The sequence below is a fragment of the Chitinophagales bacterium genome (assembly GCA_016787225.1).
Classification (GTDB): Bacteria; Bacteroidota; Bacteroidia; order Chitinophagales; family JADJOU01; genus CHPMRC01.
The window spans coordinates 42273-65283 of sequence record JAEUUY010000020.1 but is presented as its reverse complement, the minus strand read 5'-3'; the positions used below and the strand labels follow the sequence as shown (position 1 = coordinate 65283).

General features: G+C 35.4%; 20 protein-coding genes. 13 read left to right on the top strand and 7 right to left on the bottom strand.

The window, feature by feature from the left end; translation table 11 throughout:
• Position 1: 1 nt before the first annotated feature.
• From JNL75_07015 to JNL75_06980, 8 genes are all read left to right on the top strand, one after another.
• Positions 2-877, top strand: a complete 876-nt coding sequence (locus tag JNL75_07015) for an exopolyphosphatase (protein ID MBL7789569.1) — start codon at positions 2-4, stop codon at positions 875-877.
• Between the two features lie 66 nt (positions 878-943).
• Entirely contained in the window at positions 944-1282 is a 339-nt protein-coding gene (locus tag JNL75_07010) for a DUF983 domain-containing protein (GenBank protein ID MBL7789568.1), read from the top strand.
• A 16-nt stretch (positions 1283-1298) separates the two neighbouring features.
• Positions 1299-1871 (top strand): adenylate kinase, encoded by a 573-nt coding sequence (locus tag JNL75_07005; GenBank protein ID MBL7789567.1) that lies wholly within the window; start codon positions 1299-1301, stop codon positions 1869-1871.
• 58 nt (positions 1872-1929) lie between these two features.
• Positions 1930-2439 carry a GNAT family N-acetyltransferase gene (locus JNL75_07000; protein MBL7789566.1) on the top strand — a complete coding sequence of 170 codons (510 nt, stop codon included), beginning with the start codon at positions 1930-1932 and terminating at the stop codon, positions 2437-2439.
• A gap of 104 nt (positions 2440-2543) precedes the next feature.
• Positions 2544-3533 carry a GTPase ObgE gene (gene obgE / locus JNL75_06995; GenBank protein MBL7789565.1) on the top strand — a complete coding sequence of 330 codons (990 nt, stop codon included), beginning with the start codon at positions 2544-2546 and terminating at the stop codon, positions 3531-3533.
• A 60-nt stretch (positions 3534-3593) separates the two neighbouring features.
• Complete coding sequence (locus JNL75_06990) at positions 3594-4748, top strand: hypothetical protein (GenBank protein ID MBL7789564.1); 1155 nt, start codon at positions 3594-3596, stop codon at positions 4746-4748.
• 8 nt (positions 4749-4756) lie between these two features.
• Complete coding sequence (locus JNL75_06985) at positions 4757-5500, top strand: NYN domain-containing protein (GenBank protein ID MBL7789563.1); 744 nt, start codon at positions 4757-4759, stop codon at positions 5498-5500.
• Positions 5484-6089 carry a class I SAM-dependent methyltransferase gene (locus JNL75_06980; GenBank protein ID MBL7789562.1) on the top strand — a complete coding sequence of 202 codons (606 nt, stop codon included), beginning with the start codon at positions 5484-5486 and terminating at the stop codon, positions 6087-6089. Before JNL75_06985 ends, JNL75_06980 begins: the two co-directional genes overlap by 17 nt.
• Positions 6090-6169: 80 nt before the next feature.
• On the opposite strand, the gene JNL75_06975 is transcribed toward JNL75_06980, so the two are convergent.
• Positions 6170-7327, bottom strand: coding sequence for an iron-containing alcohol dehydrogenase (locus tag JNL75_06975; protein MBL7789561.1), 1158 nt, complete (start codon positions 7325-7327; stop codon positions 6170-6172).
• A gap of 188 nt (positions 7328-7515) precedes the next feature.
• Here JNL75_06975 and nuoH point away from each other — a divergent pair, with 188 nt between their 5' ends.
• Both nuoH and JNL75_06965 read left to right on the top strand, forming a co-directional pair.
• Positions 7516-8562, top strand: a complete 1047-nt coding sequence (gene nuoH / locus JNL75_06970; GenBank protein MBL7789560.1) for an NADH-quinone oxidoreductase subunit NuoH — start codon at positions 7516-7518, stop codon at positions 8560-8562.
• Positions 8563-8662: 100 nt separating this feature from the next.
• A complete protein-coding gene (locus tag JNL75_06965) occupies positions 8663-9628 on the top strand; it encodes a threonylcarbamoyl-AMP synthase (protein ID MBL7789559.1) in 966 nt (321 codons plus the stop codon).
• 56 nt (positions 9629-9684) lie between these two features.
• Here JNL75_06965 and JNL75_06960 read toward each other — a convergent pair whose 3' ends face one another.
• On the bottom strand, positions 9685-11736 hold the full coding sequence (locus JNL75_06960) for a TonB-dependent receptor (GenBank protein MBL7789558.1): 2052 nt from the start codon (positions 11734-11736) through the stop codon (positions 9685-9687).
• A 216-nt stretch (positions 11737-11952) separates the two neighbouring features.
• On the opposite strand from JNL75_06960, the gene JNL75_06955 reads away from it, so the two are divergent.
• The 3 genes from JNL75_06955 (at position 11953) to JNL75_06945 (ending at position 14476) form a co-directional block, all read left to right on the top strand.
• Positions 11953-12771, top strand: a complete 819-nt coding sequence (locus JNL75_06955) for a hypothetical protein (GenBank protein ID MBL7789557.1) — start codon at positions 11953-11955, stop codon at positions 12769-12771.
• A gap of 59 nt (positions 12772-12830) precedes the next feature.
• A complete protein-coding gene (locus JNL75_06950) occupies positions 12831-13724 on the top strand; it encodes a hypothetical protein (GenBank protein ID MBL7789556.1) in 894 nt (297 codons plus the stop codon).
• Between the two features lie 107 nt (positions 13725-13831).
• A complete protein-coding gene (locus JNL75_06945) occupies positions 13832-14476 on the top strand; it encodes a YIP1 family protein (GenBank protein ID MBL7789555.1) in 645 nt (214 codons plus the stop codon).
• Between the two features lie 124 nt (positions 14477-14600).
• Here the strand turns inward: JNL75_06945 and JNL75_06940 are convergent, their stop codons facing one another.
• From JNL75_06940 to gyrA, 5 genes are all read right to left on the bottom strand, one after another.
• Entirely contained in the window at positions 14601-15596 is a 996-nt protein-coding gene (locus tag JNL75_06940) for an HmuY family protein (GenBank protein MBL7789554.1), read from the bottom strand.
• A complete protein-coding gene (locus tag JNL75_06935; protein ID MBL7789553.1) occupies positions 15586-17562 on the bottom strand; it encodes a TonB-dependent receptor in 1977 nt (658 codons plus the stop codon). The genes JNL75_06940 and JNL75_06935 overlap by 11 nt, the downstream gene beginning before the upstream one ends.
• A 281-nt stretch (positions 17563-17843) precedes the next feature.
• Positions 17844-19136, bottom strand: a complete 1293-nt coding sequence (locus JNL75_06930; GenBank protein ID MBL7789552.1) for a hypothetical protein — start codon at positions 19134-19136, stop codon at positions 17844-17846.
• 137 nt (positions 19137-19273) lie between these two features.
• Positions 19274-20392, bottom strand: coding sequence for a hypothetical protein (locus tag JNL75_06925; GenBank protein MBL7789551.1), 1119 nt, complete (start codon positions 20390-20392; stop codon positions 19274-19276).
• A gap of 19 nt (positions 20393-20411) precedes the next feature.
• Positions 20412-23009 (bottom strand): DNA gyrase subunit A, encoded by a 2598-nt coding sequence (gene gyrA, locus JNL75_06920; GenBank protein ID MBL7789550.1) that lies wholly within the window; start codon positions 23007-23009, stop codon positions 20412-20414.
• Positions 23010-23011: the final 2 nt, after the last annotated feature.

Below are 23011 nucleotides of genomic sequence, written 5' to 3'. Positions count from 1 at the left end.
TATGAAAATAGAGAGATATGCCGGAATTGATATAGGTTCTAATGGAGTGAGATTGCTGATTATGAATTTATATATTATCAATAATCAACCTCGATTTGACAAGACTATACTCGTTCGCGCTCCTATTCGATTGGGGTCAGACAGTTTTGTAAAGAATGAAATACAGGAAGATACTTTAGAAATGTTGACCGAAGCTATGAAGTCTTTTAATAGCCTAATGAAATGCTACAAGGTAAAAAAGTACAGAGCCTGTGCTACTTCTGCGCTCAGAGAGGCCAGCAATGCAGAGGATGTTGTAAAAAAAGTCTTTCAAAATAGTGAGATTCAAATAGAGCTCATAGATGGAAAAGAAGAAGCCGAAATCATTTATACGACTCAAATTATCGACTATATCAAAGATGAAAAAGGCTATCTATTCATAGATGTAGGCGGGGGAAGCACAGAGCTTACATACTATTATAAAGGTAAGTCACGCGCTAGTCGTAGTTTTAAAATAGGTACCGTGCGCGCATTAAAAAACCTAGTTGAGTATAAAGAATGGATTGAAATGGAGAACTTTATAAAAGAGCTTAAACTTGCCGAAGATACAGTCGCCGTGGGAACTGGAGGCAATATCAATACTCTATTTAAGAAAAGTCAAAAACCTTTAGGTAAGCCTCTTACTATACGTTATTTAAAGGACATGTATAAAGAACTTAAAATGCTAACTGTCGATGAACGTATTATACAATATAACTATAACCCAGATAGAGCAGATGTTATAGTTCCAGCTTTGGAAATCTATACTACCATAATGAAATCAGCAAAAATCAACGATATTTATGTACCCAAAATAGGGCTAGCAGATGGTATCGTACGCAGTCTATATCAGGAGTAGAGCGAGAATAAGACTTTTCTTACTAACTAAAGATTTATTATTAAATTTGTAGGCTATATAGAATTTATGTCTAAATTATTCAATATCCTTTTCTGTAAGTGCCCCAAATGTGGTAAATCCGATATGTTTAAATATCCATCATACAACATTTTCCATTTTATTGCTATGCATGCGGAGTGTCCTAATTGCAAAGTAAATTTTGAACCTGAGCCTGGATTTTATCTCGGGGCTATGTATGTTTCCTATCTAGTTAATTCTTTTATTTTCTTATTCGTAGCACTAACACTTACTTTTTATTTCGAAATGTCATTGACATTTACTTTGGCTATTATGGGGGTTCTAGCATTGTTGGTTCTTCCATATACCTTGAGAGTTAGTCGCACTATTTGGCTTCTTATTAATTAATTCTATTATAATAAACATGTACAACTTAGTCATTTTCGGTCCTCCCGGCGCTGGTAAAGGCACACAATCAGACAAAATCATAGCGAAATATCAACTTAAGCATATTTCTACGGGTGATATGTTCCGCACGCATATTGCAAATAAAACAGAATTAGGGAGAGAAGTTCAAGGACTTCTCGATAACGGAATTCTGGTTCCAGATGAAATAACTATACGCATGCTTGAAAATGAAATGTCTCAGCATACCGATGTCAAAGGATTTATCCTAGATGGTTTTCCGCGCACAGTACCGCAAGCTGAAGCCTTAGATAAATTTTTAGAATCAAAAGGTCAAAAAGTAAATCTTGTCCTGGAACTTGTGGTCTCTCAGTCTGAAATCGAACAACGTATAGCTGAGAGAGCAAAGGTCAGCGGCAGAGCCGATGATAATGCAGAAAAACTTATTAAAAGAATAGATGAATATTTTACCAAGACTGTCCATGTTCTCCCTTATTATGAGACCCAAGGTAAGGTTTCTAAAGTCAATGGAATTGGTGAGATTGAAGTGATTTTTGGCGATATTACGAAGGCTATAGATAGTAGTTTATAGTCGCAGTTCATTCAGTGCGCAGTCGCAGTAGATAGTTTTTAGTTGTTAGGTATTCAAAATGAAATTGGTCAAATTAACTAGAGATTACAAAGATGAATATTTGGAAATGTTGGAGGGTTGGGGTAAAATTGAAGACTATAAAGAACAATCACCATTCCCCCTTTCATTTGAATTTTCTGATTTTGATGATTTTATAACACAGATTGAAAAACTAGAAAATGACCCAGATGAACATTACGTGCCTAGTAGCACGTATTGTCTGCTAAGTGAAGAAGGAAAATTTGTAGCTATGTCTAATCTAAGACATTTTTTGAATGAAAGATTAAAATTAATGGGAGGTCATATAGGGTATGGGACAAGAGCTGACATGAGGTCAAGAGGGTATGCTACGAAAATTCTCAAATTAACTCTATTAGAAGCTAAAAAATTTAACATTGAAAATGTATTAGTAACCTGCTCTGTTGATAATATGGCATCGAATAGAACCATACAAAAGAATGGCGGGGTATTAAAACAAACAATAGATTGGCAAGGAAGAATGACAAATCATTATTGGATAAAGAATTAAATGTAAAATATAAGTTCAAATTTTTAAGCTATAAAGCAGATACAAGATTGAATCTACTTTTAACTTTTCAATTACTTAAAACTTAAAACTAAAAACTGAAAAGATTGGAAAGTAACTTCATTGATTACGTAAAAATATTTTGTCGCTCAGGAAAGGGCGGTGGCGGTAGTATGCATTTTCGCAGAGAAAAATTTGTACCTCAAGGTGGCCCTGATGGAGGCAATGGCGGTAGAGGCGGACATGTTATCGTGCGAGCAAATCCCCAACTTTGGACTTTACTACATTTAAAATATCGAAAACATGTCCATGCAGAAGATGGAATGAATGGTGCAGGTGGCAACTGCACAGGCTCTGATGGGAAAGATCAAATATTGGAGGTACCGCTGGGTACGGTTTGTAAAAATGCAGAGACAGAAGAAGTCTTGTTTGAAATTACAGAAAAAAATCAGGAGATTATCTTGATGAAAGGCGGTCGTGGTGGCTTGGGGAATACTTTTTTTAAAACAGCCACCAATCAAGCTCCTACGCATGCTCAGCCTGGAGAGACTGGAGAAGAAGATTGGATTATTTTCGAGTTAAAAGTATTGGCGGATGTAGGTTTAGTTGGCTTTCCCAATGCCGGAAAATCTACCCTGCTCTCGGTTGTTTCTGCTGCCAAGCCAGAAATAGCAAATTATCCTTTTACCACCTTGGTTCCTCAACTCGGTATGGTCAGCTTCAAAGAAAATCTTTCCTTTTGTATGGCTGATATACCCGGAATTATCGAAGGTGCTGCCGAGGGGCGAGGGCTTGGACATCGTTTCCTGCGTCATATCGAGCGCAATGCTGCTCTCCTCTTTATGATATCAGCCGAATCTGAGGACGTGAAAAAAGAGTATAATATATTATTGAAAGAATTGAAAAAATACAATCCTGAATTATTAGATAAAAAGAGACTTTTAGCAATTACCAAATGCGATTTAGTCGATGATGAAATTGAGGGTTGGATAAGAAAAGAATTGCCTAAATCTTTGGATGTGATATTTATTTCTTCTCTCACAATGCGAAATATTGAAAAGCTAAAAGAAAAGCTTTGGAAGGTGATAGCGGGGTAATATTTGTTAATTAAATAATCTATTGAACGAATTTAATGTCTAACTTTTGATTTTCATTCAATGAACAAGCTTTTTATCTTTATTCTTCTATTCTTTGTTTTAACCGCTAAAGCGCAATTAAGCAATATCGAAGTAGATAATCGAATGCTCAAAATACCTAATTCTCAAACGAAGTCCATTGCAACTATTGCAAACTATATCAAAGAAAACTTCGTATCAGATAGCAACAAGATTCGCGCTATATTTTTCTTTACAGCTAATCATATTGAGTATGACGTAGACAACATGTTTGCTATCAACTTTAATGAAACAACAGAGAATAAGATAGAAAAAGGATTGAAATCAAAAATCGGAGTCTGCATGCATTATGCTGAGGTCTTTAATGCCTTGGCAAAGGAATTAAAATTTGAAAGCTATGTCGTAGAAGGTATGACTAAACAAAATGGAAATACTGATGGAATGGCACATTCATGGAATGCGACTAAAATAGAAGGGAAATGGTATCTTTTTGATGTGACCTGGGGTTCTGGAAATGTAAATCAAGGAAGATTTATCAAAAAACTAGATAACCAATATTATAAGGTTAAACCTTCTAAGCTTGAATCCACTCATTATCCCTTCGATTATCTGTGGCAGTTTTCTGCAAATCCTATAAGGGCTAATGACTTCCTGCATTCCAGACCTAGCTCTAACAAAACAAAAATTGACTATGAGAAATTACTCAAAGAATTGCCTAGGTTATCTGAACTAGAAAAGGTGAATGCTGCTTTACAACGAATAGAAGCTAATGGACTGAGTCATAGTATTATATTTGACAGATACATATATCTAAAACAAATAGTAACTATCATTCCATATAATGAAGCGGTAGCTGACTATAATGAAGCGGTAAAAAAATTTAATATATACATTAATTTTCGAAACAAACAATTTAGTCCTGCTAAGACTGATGAAGAATTAAAAAAGATGATTCTCTCTCCCAAACAACTTCTGGAATTAGCTTCCATAAAGCTATTGTCAATAAAATATGTAGATAAAAAACTAGGAATCAATCCAGAGAGTTTATTAGAAAGTATAGCTGAATTAGAAAAAAACATACAAGAGCAATCTAAATTTGTGAATGAATATATCAATACTAAACCAGAAAAACGCAAGCAATTATTTTATACTAAAGAAATTACTTTATTTGGGATACCAACAAAAAAAAACAAATAATAGACATAATGACAGATGAAAAATTAGCAGTACTAATAGATGCGGACAATGTACCCTATACCAATGTAAAAGAAATGCTCGAAGAAATAGCTAAGAATGGAACGCCTACTATCAAACGGATATATGCAGACTGGACCAAACCTACAGTCTCTGGTTGGAAAAATATCTTGCTGGAAAATGCAATAGCACCTGTACAGCAATACAGCTATACGACAGGTAAAAACTCGAGTGACAGCGCACTCATTATTGATGCTATGGATATTCTCTATTCAGGAAAGGTGGATGGGTTTTGTATCGTATCCAGCGACAGTGATTTCACACGACTAGCTACTAGACTGCGAGAAGCTGGAATGAAGGTCATCGGTTTCGGTGAAAAGAAAACACCGCAACCCTTTATAGCAGCCTGTAATAAATTTATCTATATCGAAATACTCAAGGCTGAGAAAACAGAACCTGCTGTAGCTTCTAAATCAGATAAGAAAGAAAAAATCAAGAAAGAACCACTAAATAAAGTCAATACTGAAACGATTAAACTTATAAAACAAAGTGTCAATGACCTAGCAGATGAGAGTGGTTGGACATTTTTAGGAGAGTTGGGTAATTATATTTTGAGACGTAGACCAGACTTCGATCCCCGCAATTTTGGTTTTCCGAAATTACTACCCCTCATCAAATCAATACCAAGTTTCGAAATAGATGTGCGTGAAACAGGAATGCAAAATATAAAACATATTTATGTCCGAAACAAATAACTTAACATCTAATGATGCCAACTGGCCGCTTTATTTCAAAAAAACGAGAAATGGAGCTACTAGGGAAAATTTAGTGAGAGCTGTAGAACTGTTTGAAAAAGAAAGTTTTCGTGGGCTATGCATGGATATTGGATCGGGGGCGGGAAATGACATCAATTATCTTCTTGAAAAAGGCTGGAATGTGATCGCTTTAGATCCAGAGGAAAAATCACAACATATCATTCAAGAGCGTTTTTCAAAGTGCTCCAACCTTCAATTCACTAGAGCTAATTTTAAAGAAATATCGTGGGAAATGGTAGATCTCATGAATTGTTCCTACGTTCTTCCTTTTTGTGAAAAGGAATACTTCGATACACTTATGCATAAGATAGTTGCCAATATCAAACCAGGAGGACGATTTAGCGGTAATTTCTTTGGTCCTCTTCACAGCTGGAATCATTTATACCTAGTCTCAAGAGAAAAAGCACTAAATTATTTTTATCATTTCGACATAGAGTATATCCATGAAGTGAAGGAACATAAAATATCTGCTTTAGGTGATGAGGTTTATTTTCATAACTTAGATGTGGTGGGAAGGAAGAAGGATTAGAATAAAGTTTAAAAAGTTAATCTACGCATTTTTGCGGCGAATAAATTAATTATTAACCGCTAATTTAACACAGGTCAAAATCAGCAACTCATCTCCACAATCTTCCTCACATCCTCAGGAGTTATATCTTTCCTCTCCCCAAGTGCTATCCAATTCCGAGTTTCAAAAGTTTGCTTGACTTCATCTGAGAAGCCTTGAAATTTCTCAGTGTAGTCACTCAATTTCGTTTTGACTTCGATACTATGGAGAAACTCTAATGTTTTTTGAATCGCTTGTTCCGCTTTTTCTTCCATGCTGCCCGTATTTATATCTAAAATACGCTCAGCATATTGTGCGAGCTTTTCCTTCTTATTCTCAAATTTATATCGCCAAAGATTCGGGAATATAATAGCCAAGGTCATAGCATGGTCTATATCATATTTGGCAGTCAATTCGTGACCTATCATGTGGGTAGCCCAGTCTGTAGGGACTCCTTTCTGAATCAAACCATTCAATGCCATCGTACAGCACCACATAAAATTGGAAGCTATGGTTTGGTTATATGGTTCGAATATGACTTTAGGTGCAATCTCTATCAACGTCTTCAATATACTTTCGGAGATTCTATCTTGCAATTCAGCCCCTATAGGATAGGTCATATATTGTTCTAAAACGTGAGTAAAAGCATCGACAATACCATTTTTTAGCTGTCGCCGCGGAAGTGATTTTATGACCTCAGGATTTAGACAAGAAAACTTTGGGAATAAGACAGGGCTTCCCATTCCGAGCTTCTCCCCTGTCGATTTTCGAGTGATGACTGCCCCGCTATTCATTTCAGAGCCTGTAGCAGGTAGTGTTAATACCGTAGCGAAGGGCAAAGCCTTGGATACACGTATTCCTTTCTTAAGTATATCCCAGCTATCTCCATCATACAAAGCAGCAGCAGCTAGGAACTTGGTGCCATCTATCACAGACCCACCACCCACGGCAAATAGAAAATTTACATTTTCCTTTTTAATAATATCTAAAGCAATGGAAAGGGTTTCAAAAGTTGGATTAGCTTCTATCCCACCAAATTCAATTACTTCAAAGTTTTTTAATTCTTTGATTACGGTCTCATAAATCCCGTTAGATTTAATACTTCCTCCCCCATAGGTCAGGAGAATCTTTGCATCCTCAGGTATTTCATGTGAAATTCTCTGATAGGAATCAACACCAAAAATAAGTTTGGTAGGGTTGTAGAGTTCAAATGGGTTCATGGAATGTTATTATTTAATACTTAAAAGAGAAAGATAATGCGATTTCAAAAAAATACTATTTGTTGTTTTAGGCAAATCTAAGGTAATTGCAGTTAGGAATATGTTAAACTTAAGGTCTCATTTTCATTCTTTCAGATTAATTATTAATTTATAAATTTGCCTTTTAGTATAAACTTTAACGATTCATAATGGAATTTATCATAGAAAAATCCGCTCTTGCCGTTGGGATATTTACACTTTCTTTGGTTGTAGCTATGTATTCGACCTATTTAGAAAGAAAAGTTGCTGCTTTTTTACAAGATAGAATCGGCCCAAATAGAGCTGGACCTTTTGGTTTATTGCAGCCATTGGCAGATGGTGGTAAAATGTTCTTCAAAGAAGAATTTATTCCAGCTAATTCTGATAAACTATTGTTTATATTGAGTCCTGGTATAGCTATGCTCACAGCTACTATGACCAGTGCTGTTATCCCATGGGGAGCAGATTTTATGCTTCACGGTCGGTTGATATCGCTTCAATTATCGGATATAAATATTGGTATTCTCTATATTTTAGGTTTTCTATCGGTAGGGATCTATGGTATCTTACTTGGAGGCTGGTCGAGTAACAATAAGTATTCTCTCTTCTCTTCTATTCGTGCGAGTTCACAGATGATTTCTTATGAATTGGCTATGGGCATGCTCATAATTACAATCGTGATGATGACAGGCTCTATGAGTCTCAAAGATATTGTAGTATCTCAATCTGGTGGTTTGTATGGTATCAGTGCTTTACAAGGACTTAATTGGAATGTGTTTTATCAACCATTAGCTTTCATTTTATTCCTTACTTGCGCTCTAGCAGAATGTAACCGTGCACCTTTTGATATGGCTGAATGCGAAACAGAGCTTATTGGAGGATATCATACCGAATTTTCTAGTATGAAGCTCGGCTTTTTCCTTTTTGCGGAGTATATTAATATGTTTGTGAGTTCAGCAGTAATTTCTGTATTATTCTTTGGAGGTTATGCCTTCCCTGGTATGCAGCATTTTGAAGGTATTCCACTTGCATTGCTTTCATTCGGAGCCATGATGCTTAAGACTGTATTTTTTATCTTTGTCTTTATGTGGATTCGCTGGACTTTACCGCGATTCAGATACGACCAATTAATGGATCTTGGGTGGAAGAAATTGATTCCATTAGCCCTTATCAATATGCTTATCACTGCTGGAGTTATTCTTTATTTTAAAGGTTAGTTGAGAAGTTAGATAATAGATTTTAGACATTAGATTTAAGGCAAAATATTTTTAACTGCAATGTATTTTCACTAATAGTTATCACTATTAGTTCTAATTTATGGAAACTCATATTGGTCTAGATTTAGACAAAGCCGCACAACTTTTAATCGAAGGAGAATTAGTTGCCATTCCTACGGAAACGGTTTATGGATTGGCTGGTAATGCGTTATCAGCAGAAGCGATATCTAAAATATACTTGACTAAAAATAGACCGCAGTTTAATCCTTTGATATTACATGTAGCAAGTATAGAAGCACTGAAAAAATACGTCTTGTATTTACCTCCTAAAATTGAAAAACTAATCCAAAAGTTTTCACCAGGACCTTTAACGGTATTGCTACCTAAATCAAATATAGTTCCGGATATAGTAACAGCTGGTAGTTCAAAAGTAGCGATACGCATACCGAATCATCCGCTTACTCTTGACCTTCTTCATAAAATCGATTTTCCTCTGGCTGCACCAAGTGCCAATCTCTCTGGAAGGGTAAGTCCTACCTCATCCGAACATGTATTTGAGCAATTAAATGGGAAAATACCCTATATTCTAGATGGTGGTGAAACTATTGTAGGACTAGAAAGCACTATAGTAGGATATGATGAAAGTTGTGAAGAAATAGCAATTCATAGACTAGGTGGCCTGAGTATCGAAGAGATAGAAGCATGCCTAAATGAAAAGATACGTGTGGATATTCATCATAACCAACCTGCTACACCCGGACAATTAAAAAGTCATTATGCTACACAAACACCTCTATTAGTAGGAGATATTGAAGAACTAATGTTCGATAAGAATCCAAATGAAATTGTCATCATCAATTACAATAAATTGAAAGATATCGAAGTCAAAAAACAATATGTTTTAACGTCTCAGAACTCTAGTGCAGAAGCAGCCCAACATCTCTTTAAGATTATGCGTGAGGCAGATAAGTGCCAAGCGCAATATATTCTCTGCGAATGGGCTCCTGAAGAAGGGCTGGGATTGGCAATAAATGATCGATTGCAAAGAGCGAGTTTCTTAATATAATAATTTCACTTGCATTTAGTGACTATTGCAATTATTAATTAGCACAATACACAAAACTAACCACGCAATCTTATACCTATAAAAAAAGTTCTCGGCATATTGGGTCCATAGATATAGTTACTATCTCTATTTTTACCTATATCAAAATCACTTTGATAAGAGTTAAAGACATTTTTCACTCCACCATAAACTTCAAAATTGTTCTTAAACTTTTTGAAAGGTAAGTTATATGCTATTTTTGTATTAATTTCAGAAAAAGCGGAAGTTTCGACCATGGCATCATTCTGGAAATTTTCTGCACCTCCGAAATGAGCTAGTTTCATGCTGCCTGTATAGACGTAGTTGAGATTGATATTCCAATTTTGATTTGGAGTAAAACTCAAATTAGTAAACCCATATTGGTTAGGCGTGCGCAAGAAATCCCTAGTAGCGGGCAAGCCTTGTACATATTCCACCTCGTTCTCAAATAGGCTATTTTGAAGAGTAAAGCCTGCTTCAATTTGCAATTTTTTATTGTAATTGGCGCGTAACTCCAGAGTGACCCCTCGCACACTGGCGCCAAATCCATTTCGCTTTTCAAATATCTCTCCAAAACTATCCTGCCCGAGATTTTGAAGCACAAAGGCATTTCTCAAATAAGTATAGAATGCCTCTAAGGTAAATCCAGCTATCCATTTATCTCCTCCTTTGTCGTAGTTTAATGATGTAGATAAACTCTGGGAGTTTTCTTCACTTAACTGTCTAGATAACTGAACTCTCGATACACCTCCACCAGCAAATGCTATGTGAAGGTCAGAATCAAACGCCTGAGGTGCCCTAAATCCAGCTCCATAATTTATCCTGAACTGCGTATTATTTTTGAATTTATAGAGTAAAGCTAAGCGTGGACTCCAGATAATATCTTCTACGAAATTGTGATGATCTAGTCGAATACCTGATAACAGATTTAACTGTGGAGTAATGTCCCAGTCACTTTGAATAAATCCACCCAAATCCTTAGTATGCTGATTTACCAGGTAGTTATAGCTTTGAATCTCATCATGAACTTGATCAGAAATATACTCAAAACCTAAGGTGAATACATTCCTAGATTTGAAGAAATAATCTAGTCTATGATTTAACTGAAATCCTCCTTGAATAGTTCTAGCTTGGGAGTTTCCATAAGGCGGCTGTGCCAAATGGCGTGTAATATCTGAACTACTATCTGGAAAAATACCTGTATAATGACTTCTATTTGTATTCTGAAAAGCCCCAAAAAGTATCAATGAAGACTTATCTTTATTAAAATTAATTTGATAATCAAAACTTCCTAGCCAAATAGAATGCTTGCGCTCTTCGGACTGCATGGCCAGGTGAGGTTGGATTTCTCTCATTTCACCGCCATATCGGTATTCGTTGAGATAACTCACGGATAATTCTAGTTTTTGGTTTTCCTTTGGAAGATAAAATCCACTGATGCCTAGAGAATTATTTTCGAGCTTCGGTAGTTCAGAAAAATTGTCACCATTAACATCCAGATAATCTCTATGTCTTTTATTTAGAAAAATACTTAACCCCAGATTTCTATTTTTATTTACCACTGTTGCATTTCCATTGAGATTGATATCATTGGATTTCCCGTTGACCGATTGATAAAAACTATTGATATCATAACTCGTTTTCTTCGGCAATTTCGTAATGACATTCACTGTACCTCCTATCGCGCTAGAACCATATAAAGAAGAACCACCACCCCTTACCACTTCGATACGTTCTATCATATTGACCGGAAGCTGTTCCATACCATAAAGGCCCATCATAGGACTGAAAATAGGTCTGCCGTTGATGAGAATTTGAGAATACCCACCTTGCAATCCATTTATTCGAAGTTGGGTATAGTTGCATGTTTGACAATCTGTCTCAATACGCAGTCCTGGCTGAAATTTCAGACCTTCGGAGAGATTACAAACTTGTAAATTATTCAATGTTTTACTATCCATGACATTGACTATCACTGGACTTTCTGTTTTCCTTTTAAACGTCTTGGTTCCCGTAATGACTATTTCTGAAACTAGTCTATTTTTTAATGAGTCTGTCACACTATTTTTCTTCTGGGCAAACGTGTCCACGGTTAATAATAAGAAAGATAAAATCAAAAAGGACTTAGACAATTCGAATATAGGCTTTAATCAGCAAAGCTAAAGTTTTTGAATCAAACTTGAATTTCAAGCAAATCTAATTTGTTTAAATTAACAAGTTCTAGTTCATAAAGATTTCTATTTGTACACTTTAAAAGAAGTTCTTGCGTTATATTTGTGCGGATGTATAGGTATGGACTTATTTTGGTGATATTAGCCTCTTTAGAATTACATAGCCAAGCACCTAGACTAGAACATGAAATAGGATTTGGAGCTGGATTCGCTAATTATTATGGCGATCTCAATACCCAATTCGGTATAGATGCCATACGACCTTCAGCGACCGTCTTTTGGCGTGGAAATTATGGCTACCGATTTTGCTTAAAAACTTCTCTTTCCTATATGCAGCTAGCAGCAGATGATGCGAATTCATCGTCCACATTTCAAAAGCAGCGAAATCTGTCCTTTCATAGCTCAGTTACTGATTTGCAAGCACAAATAGAATTCAATTTTTTAAAATATGTAAAAAATGTTTACTATAATCAAATGGGGTCTAGATTTACGCCATATTTATCTTTTGGGGCAGGAGTTTTGTTTTTTAACCCTAAAACCTATTACAAAGGTCAAGAATATTCGCTACAACCATTAGGCACAGAAGGTCAGACAGATCAGAGTTATACCCAACTAGGTCGATATCATCTTTATGCACTATCTATCAATTATGGCTGTGGTTTCAAACTCCATGTGAAGAGAAATATAAGTGTCGGCTTAGATTTTCGAATTCAACGAACTATGACAGATTACTTAGACGATGTTAGCGGTAAATATGTATCACCTATAAATCTTCCACAGGCTGACAAAGGCATATCTTATTTGCTATATGACAGAAGTAAAGAAATTGGGAACTCAATAGCAAGTCCGGGAAAGCAGCGTGGTTCTGAGAATGGAAATGATGATTTTGCAAATGTATTTTTGACAATATCTTGGACATTTTTCTCACCAGCTTGTCCCGGTGAAAGATATTAGAATCTTTTTAAACAACATTTATAGAATTCTAATTATTTTAGTGTGACTAATAATATTGTATGATAAAACTCTTCCTTAACATTTGCACTATAATTTATTTTATAGAATCTAATGCCCAACTTATTGACACGAAAGATGTTCCTGAGTTTAAGTATAATCGTAAGTCTTTTGTAGTACTAAGAGATACTGCAAAGTTTAAAGCTATTTCTAATGCTGGTAATGGATATAGTAAAGAATATGAAACTATGACTTTGAGCTTTTTCGATTTAGATGACTCTAAGAAAATAGTAGCTAATATTACCCAAGAAGTTCTGGTATGTATTGAAGGTAATTATTTAAAAAATAAAAGAGTAGGTAGCTTTGTGTTTTCTATTCTGGATAGTTTGAATCCTCAACTCAAATTTAAAATATGGGAACAAAACTATAGGAATGGAAAGAGACACGGTATCAGTAAAGCATATACGCTTCAAGGCAAATTAGCTGCGCAATACGAGTACAAAGATGATAGTCTGACAGGTAAATCGATCTTATATGCCGCTGATGGTCAAAATAAAATGGAGGAAGTTATTTATGATATTATCCCTGGTAAATTTATAATTAGAAAATATAATGATACGAGTGGTAAATTAAAGAGAGAAGAACTCTACGAAAGATATGAACTCAATGGTAAATCAAGAGATTTCTATCCTAGTGGACAAGTAGAAATGGAAGAATTTTACATAGACGGTAAGCTTAATGGCACTCGAAGACATTTCTATCCTTCTGGACAACGGTGGAATGAAGTAGAATATAAAAATGGAAAAACTTGGACTGCTTTGGGCGCTTATTTAGAGAATGGAAAACCGCTTTATCCAGGCTCTTTAATGAATGGAACGGGAGTCCTTCATATATACGATAAGTATGGAGAATTGAAAGAATCCTATATGTTCATGAAAGGAGATTTTGTAAAATAACCCCTTCTACATTAAGTCTAATGAGGTGAAATTCTAGTGAAAAATGAAGAACTCTGCGTTTCATAAAAAATTTTTAAATCTATTTTAGATTTAAAAGGTAATAGAATATGCTCCAAAATTTTGAAGAATTTGAACATGAAAATTTTAGTGACTATGAAATATTCACTAAAATATGGTCTAAACCCTATTCTGTATTGCGTTTTATCCATACAAAGCAATACGAAAATAATATGTACCTTATACTATTTCTGATAGGAGTAGTCAATGCATTTGACCGAGCAAGTCTAAGGAATATGGGAGATACTAAATCTTTAACCGAAATCATAGTAGGCTCCATCATAGTTGGAGGTCTACTAGGCTGGATATCCTTCTATTTTTATTCTTTTCTTGTATCATGGGCTGGCTTGATGTTAAAGGGAAAAGGAGATAGAGAATCATTATATCGAGTGTTCACATATTCGATGATACCAGCCATTGGCAATATTATATTAACCTTTATTCAAATATTTTTTTTTGGTGGTGATGCCTTCACATCTGACTTTGATAATGAATTTGGCGACTATGCCACAGCATTCATTTTTTATTCCTTAGCAATGGCGTCACTTGGATTAGGTATATACAGTATTATACTTTGTGTTATTGGCACCTCAATAGTTCAGAACTTTTCGTTCGGGAGAGCACTTCTCAATCTTTTATTACCAATTATTTTCATAGTGATAATATTTGGAGGAATCTATCTGCTATTTGATTAATTATCCTAAAAGGCTTGGCGAAAAAATTAAGTGCCCTTTAATTGAATTAATACCGTAGCAAGGTATTAAAATGGGTTGGACCATTTTAAAACCGCTATTGGTATAAAAGGATATTAATGTAAAATTAAAATTCCCGTAATAAAAATACAGGATAACCATTTATTGGTTTACCAGCAATAGTCTTAGTATAAGAGATAAACTGAATACCATAGGTTTTTCCATCTGCCTTAATCACATAGCTACGAGGAAGTATCGTATAAAAACCATCTGGGCCACCATTGCTAAATTTTTTCCAGTCATATCCGATACTAGTGAGTCCATTATTAAATGGTAGACTAGTCAAACTCGCATCTGAAAGATCTTCTAAATTCTTGTTCTCTACTTTAGCCACTAGAATATTTTTAGCTGGATTCGATATGAACCCTCCCACACCGTACATTTGCGGTTGGCTGAAATCTGTAACATAGGTAGTATAGCGCGTCACCTCAAAATCCCAAGACAATCTATCTATTGGCTCTACATCAACTGCAGATGCATCAATTAACGATATGTAGGTATAATTTGTATTCGGGTTTAGTGTTATCGTTTTTGTTATCTCATTTGACCCATCTAAATTCGCATATCGGAAACTAACCTCTGTAGCTGTATAGCTTAATACTTGAAATTTTTTATTGACTAGATTGGACCCAAAATTTAAATAGTATACATTATAAAAACCTCTTTGAAAAAGATTAGCAAAGCTGTCATAATGATTCGCATAAATTTGTGTTTCTGAAAACAACTCTGCTTGCGTAATTGTTCTCGCCCAATTCGTATCTTGACGAGTAGCACCCCAAGTCGATTTACCTAAAGCATAATTCATTAATACTTTATGAGGATTAGACGCTTGAGAAGCAAATGCTATGTGCCAACTATAATTATCAGAGGTTTTAATTATTTCTTTTGTAGCCAAACTATAATATATTTTAGCCTTATAATCCATTTCTTGTTCTAAATTCAACTCTACTTTTGGATAAGGTGATAGAGTGATATCCAAAGGCCCATCTATTTCTTTCATGCAAGATGTCGTAGAGCATATTATAACCAAACAAGAAAGCGGAAACACTATTCTATTTAACATTATCTAAATTTAAAGTGATACTAGTGAATATAGTTCTTCCCCAAAGGTTATTGACTTCACCAGAACCAGCACTATGAAAATTCCCTGAAAATCCTGTTACTCGTAGATTTTTAATGTCAAAAATATTTTTGACCCCTAATGTAATATTGAGTTTATCATTCCAGACATTCGTAGAAGCACTCAGATCAGAATACATAAATGCAGAAAGCGAAGATTCCTCTACCATATTAGATTGCAGATTATATACTACAAAAGGATTGAAAGAATTGAATTTATTTACAGAGGTTAATTTAATGTCTAGTTTCTTGAAATAGTAAGTCAAGTTTGCGTTAATAGTCCAGTTGAATAAAAAGTAATCTAGTTGATTAGCAGTATTATTAAATAATCGTTGAAATCCATTTACAGATGTACCAAGAACAAATAGATACTCTTTATATTTAACTCTATTGTCAATATTCGTGATCAAACCACGCACATTTCCTACATTCAAATACTTAAACTCATTCGTATTGGGATTTACATTCACAATATCAATAGCGTTTGTTTTATTGAAGTAAGTGAAATTTAGAGACGAAGAATAGGAAATGAGTTTACTAGCCGCTTTGGTTTTATCGGGTTTCACGTCAATTCCTATTTGAAAATTATCATTTGTTTCAGTGGTTAAATTAGGATTACCAGTTATGTTGTGATTAATATCAATAAAAGTAAAATATAATTCTTTCAATTCTGGAATTCGATATCCGCGACTAAATGCCACTCGAGAGCTAAAATGCTTACTCAATTCATATCTAAAATTAAAAGTAGCTGAAATCGGTGTACTCGAAACATTATTAATGCTATACCGAAGTCCAGGCTGCATGAGTAGTTTCTCAGAAAACTTATAATTTGCCATAACGAATAAACTCAAATCTCTAATAGCCTTTACATTGGTATCCAATTTTTGAGAAGAACCGATATCCATATTATAATCTGCTCCATATAGTAAATTTAGATTTTTACTTGGTATCTCGTGCTTAATCTGAGAGCGCCCAAATAAATTATATATTCTCTCCGTTACATTTCTTAAATAAGTTTGATTTCCAGCAATGAGATCTTGATTATAAAATTCAATATTTCTTGAAAAGTAGTTAAAGTTGGAATAATTCTGCCATTCTACATATTTGGAGAAAATGGTATTGGTATTACCCCCTACATTGAATCTTGTCGTCTTATAATACTCATCATTCACCACTGTTTGTTGAGAAGAGGCTGGGTTGAGTTTATTCATTATACTTTCCCAAAAGCCGTTAATTTTCATATGCAAACTCGTTTTCTTTGAAAGTGGTGCATAGTAGGATGTATTCACCATAAACTGTTCCTTTGGATTCCATGCTACGTCACGCCACAAAGGTTTTATAGCGTTTTTTAGTGAATCTGAATTTTGATCCCAACCAAAGAAAATATTGCGGTGCACGCCCAGACTTACTCGATGTCCTTTCACTGCAGTGTTATAATATGCATTCGCATTAAGAACACCTACCGATTCTGCATATAAGTTAGCTTTGATATTTGATTCATAAGAAGAACCGGTTTTTGTAATAAGATTGATAACACCACCTGTGGCATTAGTTCCATATATCGTAGATAATGGTCCATCTACTACTTCTATTTTTTCTATATTGCCTAAAAGTACTTGTGAATAATCTATATTCCCATTTAATCTACCTGCAACCGGGATGCCATCTATCATCAATTTTAAATCTGAGCCGCTCATTCCATTGATGGATACTTTTGTTCCTAAAATTGGATCTTGACTAATGGTAAAATTATTTTCTGTCAATAAAAAATCTGCAAGTGTTACTGCATTTTTATTTTTTATTTCCTCTGCTGTATAAAATTTTAATTTAAAAGGAGATTGATATTTATTTCCAGGTACAATCTGCCCAGTAACGATAACTTCTTCTAGGACATTTTTAAGAGGTTTCATAAACAAAACTTTTGTATAAAGTGACCTATCTATTACTATTCGAGTCATACCTAATTTGAACATTATCACGGAATCCCACACAGAGAAATCTTTAAAATAAACTTCACCTTTAAAATTTGTCCTGGTAACATCTAAAGGTCGATTTTTTGAAAATAAAATTGCGGTGACGCCTTCTAGTGGCTCATTGGTTACAGAATGTTGTACAATAAATTCCTGACTGTAAACCGAATTAACAAGAAAAAGAAAAAATACTGATGCTAAAAAATACCTCACAAAATATACTAATGAACTCCGAATTTTGCGGTAAACAATTTAGAGTCTTTTTCAATTAGAATAAACAATAATTTAGGCTTCTGTGCATTCAAATCTAATTTCAACTTATCATTCAATACACCTTTAAATACAACCTTGCCCATAATATCTGAAATTAATATGGATGCGTTTTTTCCCTGCTCTGCGCTTTCAACTACCAGTTGATTATTTTCCTGATATATTGAATAAAAATCATTTAGCGATTCCCTACTTTGAATTGAATTAAATGAGCCTTTTTGCTGAAAAGCAATATTCACAGATTTAGTAGTTGCATCATAGGTTGTGAAGACCAAATGCCATAAACGATTATTTCTATCCTTTAGAAAATAGCTTCTGCCAGTAAAAGGTTGATTTGTAGCAGTATTAAACCACTTTTCTCCTATCTGATTAAAATTTCTAGTGATGATATCAGAGGTACTTAATGAGCCATTATATGTTACTGTTGCTACATCGCCTATCGCTTCATAGGCTTCTGTATTTACCACTCCTTGCTTTAAATAATCATCAGGAAAACCATTAATACTAGAAATGCGAATCAAATTATGCGCATTATTAGTCAAAGCTCCAATAGGATAAGTAGTTGAGCCGACTTTATATCTTCTAAACACCACATCCCAATCGTTATAAACTGGTTCAAAATCATTGAGGATACTAGCGTCTGATAATTTTACATATCTATAATGCCTTGCCAAGGGTGTTACTTTGGGGACAGCGATATACTTTGGATCACTATTGTCTATATTGGCATAACGGATAATAAAATTTCGACCCCCTGAAGATTTATATGAAATAAAAAACTTACCATATACATTATCTTCTCTTTTTATAATATACATCTTAGTAGGCACAGTTACTAAATTATCCTGATAAAAATCGCCTATGCCAATATTAAATTTAGTAGACAATGTACCGGTATACATGGTATCTAAGGCACCATGATAGAATATGCTAGCATGATTTGAGACCGATAAAAGGGTATCACTTAAACTTAGAGAACTGAACTGATTGGTGTCTTTAAATACTCGCCATACTCTCACCCCTTTCGTTTCGTTAATCATACCACCTATTTCATGCACTTCGTTATAAAGAGCTATATCCCAGCCAGACTGGTTTTTTGTGGTTGATGTATTGGTATGGAAATTCATAAACACATGATCGCCTTCACCTATTATAAGATTTTTTACAGTATAGTTTGCTGGTGGATTGTTTTGCGCTATAACTAAGATTGGAAATAGCACTAATAGAATAATTTTTTCTTTCATCTCTTTATTTTTTAATTTATAGTCTATATTATTTCAAAATATAATTCAGATTGCATTTTCATTCCTAAGTGTTCGATATCACTTCGTGATAATTGCTTTACGTTTTTATTTATTGAATTACCTATTTTACTTAATATTTATTTTACCTTATTGATTTGTTCAAATATTTTCTCAAAATCTACTTTATTAGGATTAATCAACTTGGCTTTTTCGAAGTATTCCTTTGCCTCTTTTACTTGAGATAATGCCTTTGGTTTGGTTTTTTCATTTTGTTCATTCAAAATTTCAAAAGAAGAATTTAACAGTACATAAGCTAGTCCATAATTCAAGTCGAAATCATTCGGAAAAAGTTTTAATCCTTCCCTATAATTCAACATAGCTTCTTCATATTTATCTTGATTCTCTAGCGTTTGTGACTTCACCAAATATAAACTTGTTGTAGGAGTGAGACGAATAGCTTCGTTTAGCTGAACCAAAGCTTGCTGATAGTTCTTTTCTCCCAGACTGCTATTGATCGAATAAATCAACAAGTCACTATCTTTAGGATACTTCGCCAATCCTTCTTGAATATATTTATTCGCACTAGCTTTGTCATCTATTTGATAACAAAGCTGTATTAGGCGAGCATAACTAACCGCAGAAGGATTGGTTTGAATTTCTTTTTCAAATAATGACTTCGCCTCTTCCTTCTTACCACTATTTATGCAGAATATGACCATATTATTAGTGATATCTTTGGTCGGCAAGGTAGTCTTTTCACCAGAATTAGATTCCAAAGTAAAGTCGAGTTTATTCTCTTCGAGAATAGATTGAATCTGAAATAGGTCTTTGTAAAGCTGATAAGCTAACTCATGTTTATTGTCTCTATGCTGCCTTATTCCTTCAGAATACAAATCGTATCCAGCGATTTGCATCAAGCGCAATAACTGTTCTTTTCTATCAAACTTCTTGTCGAGCTGATAAGTTATGATGAGAGACTGCGACACTTTGAATACTAAATCAGACTTAACATCCAATTTTTTAGATTCAAAATATTGTTTCACGATGACTGCGTGATAAAAATTCGCTTCGGCATTATTCTGATTTTCAGCTATCGTTAATGCCTGGGTTATTAGGTCATAGGCACGTTCTATATCAGAAACTTTGTTCTCCTTAGTAAATGCCGTATAGTAGGAGGCTGCCTTAGACACATCTTTTGTCTGTCCGATAAGCACGGTACAGGAGAATAAACTAAAAAGCAGAACTAATCTCAACATAACTTCTTCCTATCAAATATTATTCCACATCATCAGATTCTGTAGAATTATTTTCAGCTTGATTATCATCTTCGGTGTCCATGACAGATTCGTCGCCTATTACCGTATCATCATCTTCCAATTCATCATCTTCATCTACCACTACCTTGGCTACTGCCGCTATGCTATCTTTTTTCTCTAGTTTAATAAGCGTAACACCCTGAGTAGCTCGGCCCACGACACGCATTTTGTCCACACTCAAGCGAATAGCGATTCCAGATTTATTGATAATCATCAAATGATTGCCATCGACTACATTGAGAATAGCTATGAGGTCACCTGTTTTCTCAGTAATGTTAAGCGTTTTAACACCTTTACCACCTCTATTGGTAACTCTGTAGATAGCCTCTCCATCTTCGGGGTCATCGATATAGGTTCGCTTACCAAATCCTTTCTCACTCACTACCAATACGGATTGAGGAATTTCGCTATTCTTATCTACACTCACGATACCTACTATTTCATTGGTAGCATTCTCACCTAAGTCCATACCTGTGACACCAGCAGCAGTTCGTCCCATTGAACGTACCTTATTCTCATTGAAGCGAAGAGCTCTTCCCTCTTTAGACGCAATAATCATTTCCATATTGCCATTGGTCAACAGCGCATCCAATAATTCATCGTCTTCGCGTATCGTTATAGCGGCTACCCCGTTTTGTCTAGGTCTAGAAAATTCTTCCAAAAGGGTCTTTTTAATCACACCTTTTTTCGTACAGAAAAATACATAATGCGAATTGATATATTCTTCATCTTTCAAATTCTCGATTGGTAAATAGGCTAGAATCTTCTCATCACCTGCTATATTCATCAAATTCTGTATAGCCCGCCCCACACTGGTCTTATTGCCTTCTGGTATTTCATACACATTGATCCAATAGCATCGACCTTTACTCGTAAACAGGAGAAGTACATTATGGGTATTCGCAATAAATAAATGCTCTGTGAAATCTTCGTTTCTCGTTCTAGATCCCTTAGCGCCACGTCCCCCTCTGTTTTGTTCGCGATATTCTTCGAGCGAAGTTCTCTTGATATAGCCGAGGTGAGATATGGTGACTACCACTTGCTCATTCGCTATAATATCTAAAATATCAATATCGCCCGATGCTGCCATAATTTCAGTCTTGCGAGCATCGCCGAATTTATCTTTCATCTCCTGCAATTCGTCTTTGATAATTTGCATACGAAGACCCACATCTGATAGGATTTCTTTTAATTTCTTGATGAGATCCATCAGTTTCTGATACTCGTCTTTTAATTTATCAATTTCTAACCCAGTCAAAGCACCTAGACGCATATCGATTATGGCTTTGGACTGCAATTCAGAGAGCGAGAATCGAGCCTCAAGTGCACGCTGTGCTTCCGATTGGCTTGGAGATTTTTTGATTATCTCGATAACTTCATCGATATTGTCCACCGCTATTATCAAACCTTCGACAATATGCGCTCTCGCTTCTGCCTTGCGGAGTTCAAACTGGGTGCGGCGTGTCACTACATCATGACGAAACTCCACAAAGTGATGAATCATTTGCTTCAAGTTCAATAGCTCGGGGCGTCCATTGACCAAGGCTATGTTATTGACTCCAAATGAAGTCTGCAACTGCGTCATCTGATAGAGTCTATTCAAGACTACATTGGTAATAGCATCCCTTCTAAGCTCCACTACGAGCCTCATTCCATTTCTATCAGACTCATCGCGCACATCGGAGATACCCTCAATTTTGCCTTCATTGACTAGTTCAGAGATTTGTACATGCAGTTTTGCCTTATTGACCTGATAAGGGATTTCAGTGATGATAATACTCTCACGATTGTTTTCTACCTCTATTTCAGCCTTACCTCGCACTACTACTTTGCCACGACCTGTTTCAAAGGCTTCTCTTACCCCATCTAGACCATAAATAACCCCTCCCGTAGGGAAGTCCGGGGCTTTGACAAATTTCATCAATTCATCTATAGTAATTTCACGATTGTCAATATAAGCTATGCAGCCATCGATAGATTCCCCGAGATTGTGCGGAAGCATATTGGTAGCCATACCTACAGCGATACCACTCGAGCCATTGACTAGGAGGTTAGGTATCTTGGTGGGCATAACCTTAGGTTCGTCTAGCGTATCGTCAAAGTTTTTCTGAAAATCAACGGTTTCTTTTTCCAGGTCATTGACGAACTCCATAGCTATTTTGCTCATACGAGCCTCGGTATAACGCATAGCTGCAGGGCTATCTCCGTCCACGGAGCCAAAATTCCCCTGACCATCGACCAGTTTGTATCTCAAACTCCAGTCCTGTGCCATACGCACCATGGTATCGTATACGGAGGAGTCTCCATGAGGGTGAAATTTACCCATAACTTCCCCTACTATTCTCGCAGATTTTTTATAGGCACTAGAGGCCGTAACACCTAGCTCATGCATACCGAAAATCACACGTCTATGCACAGGCTTGAACCCATCCCGCACATCGGGAATAGCACGAGCTACAATCACTGACATAGCATAGTCTATATAGCTGTCTTTCATAGAATTGCTAATATCTACATTAATAATTCCTTTCTTATCCTTATCATCAAAATCGCTCATGG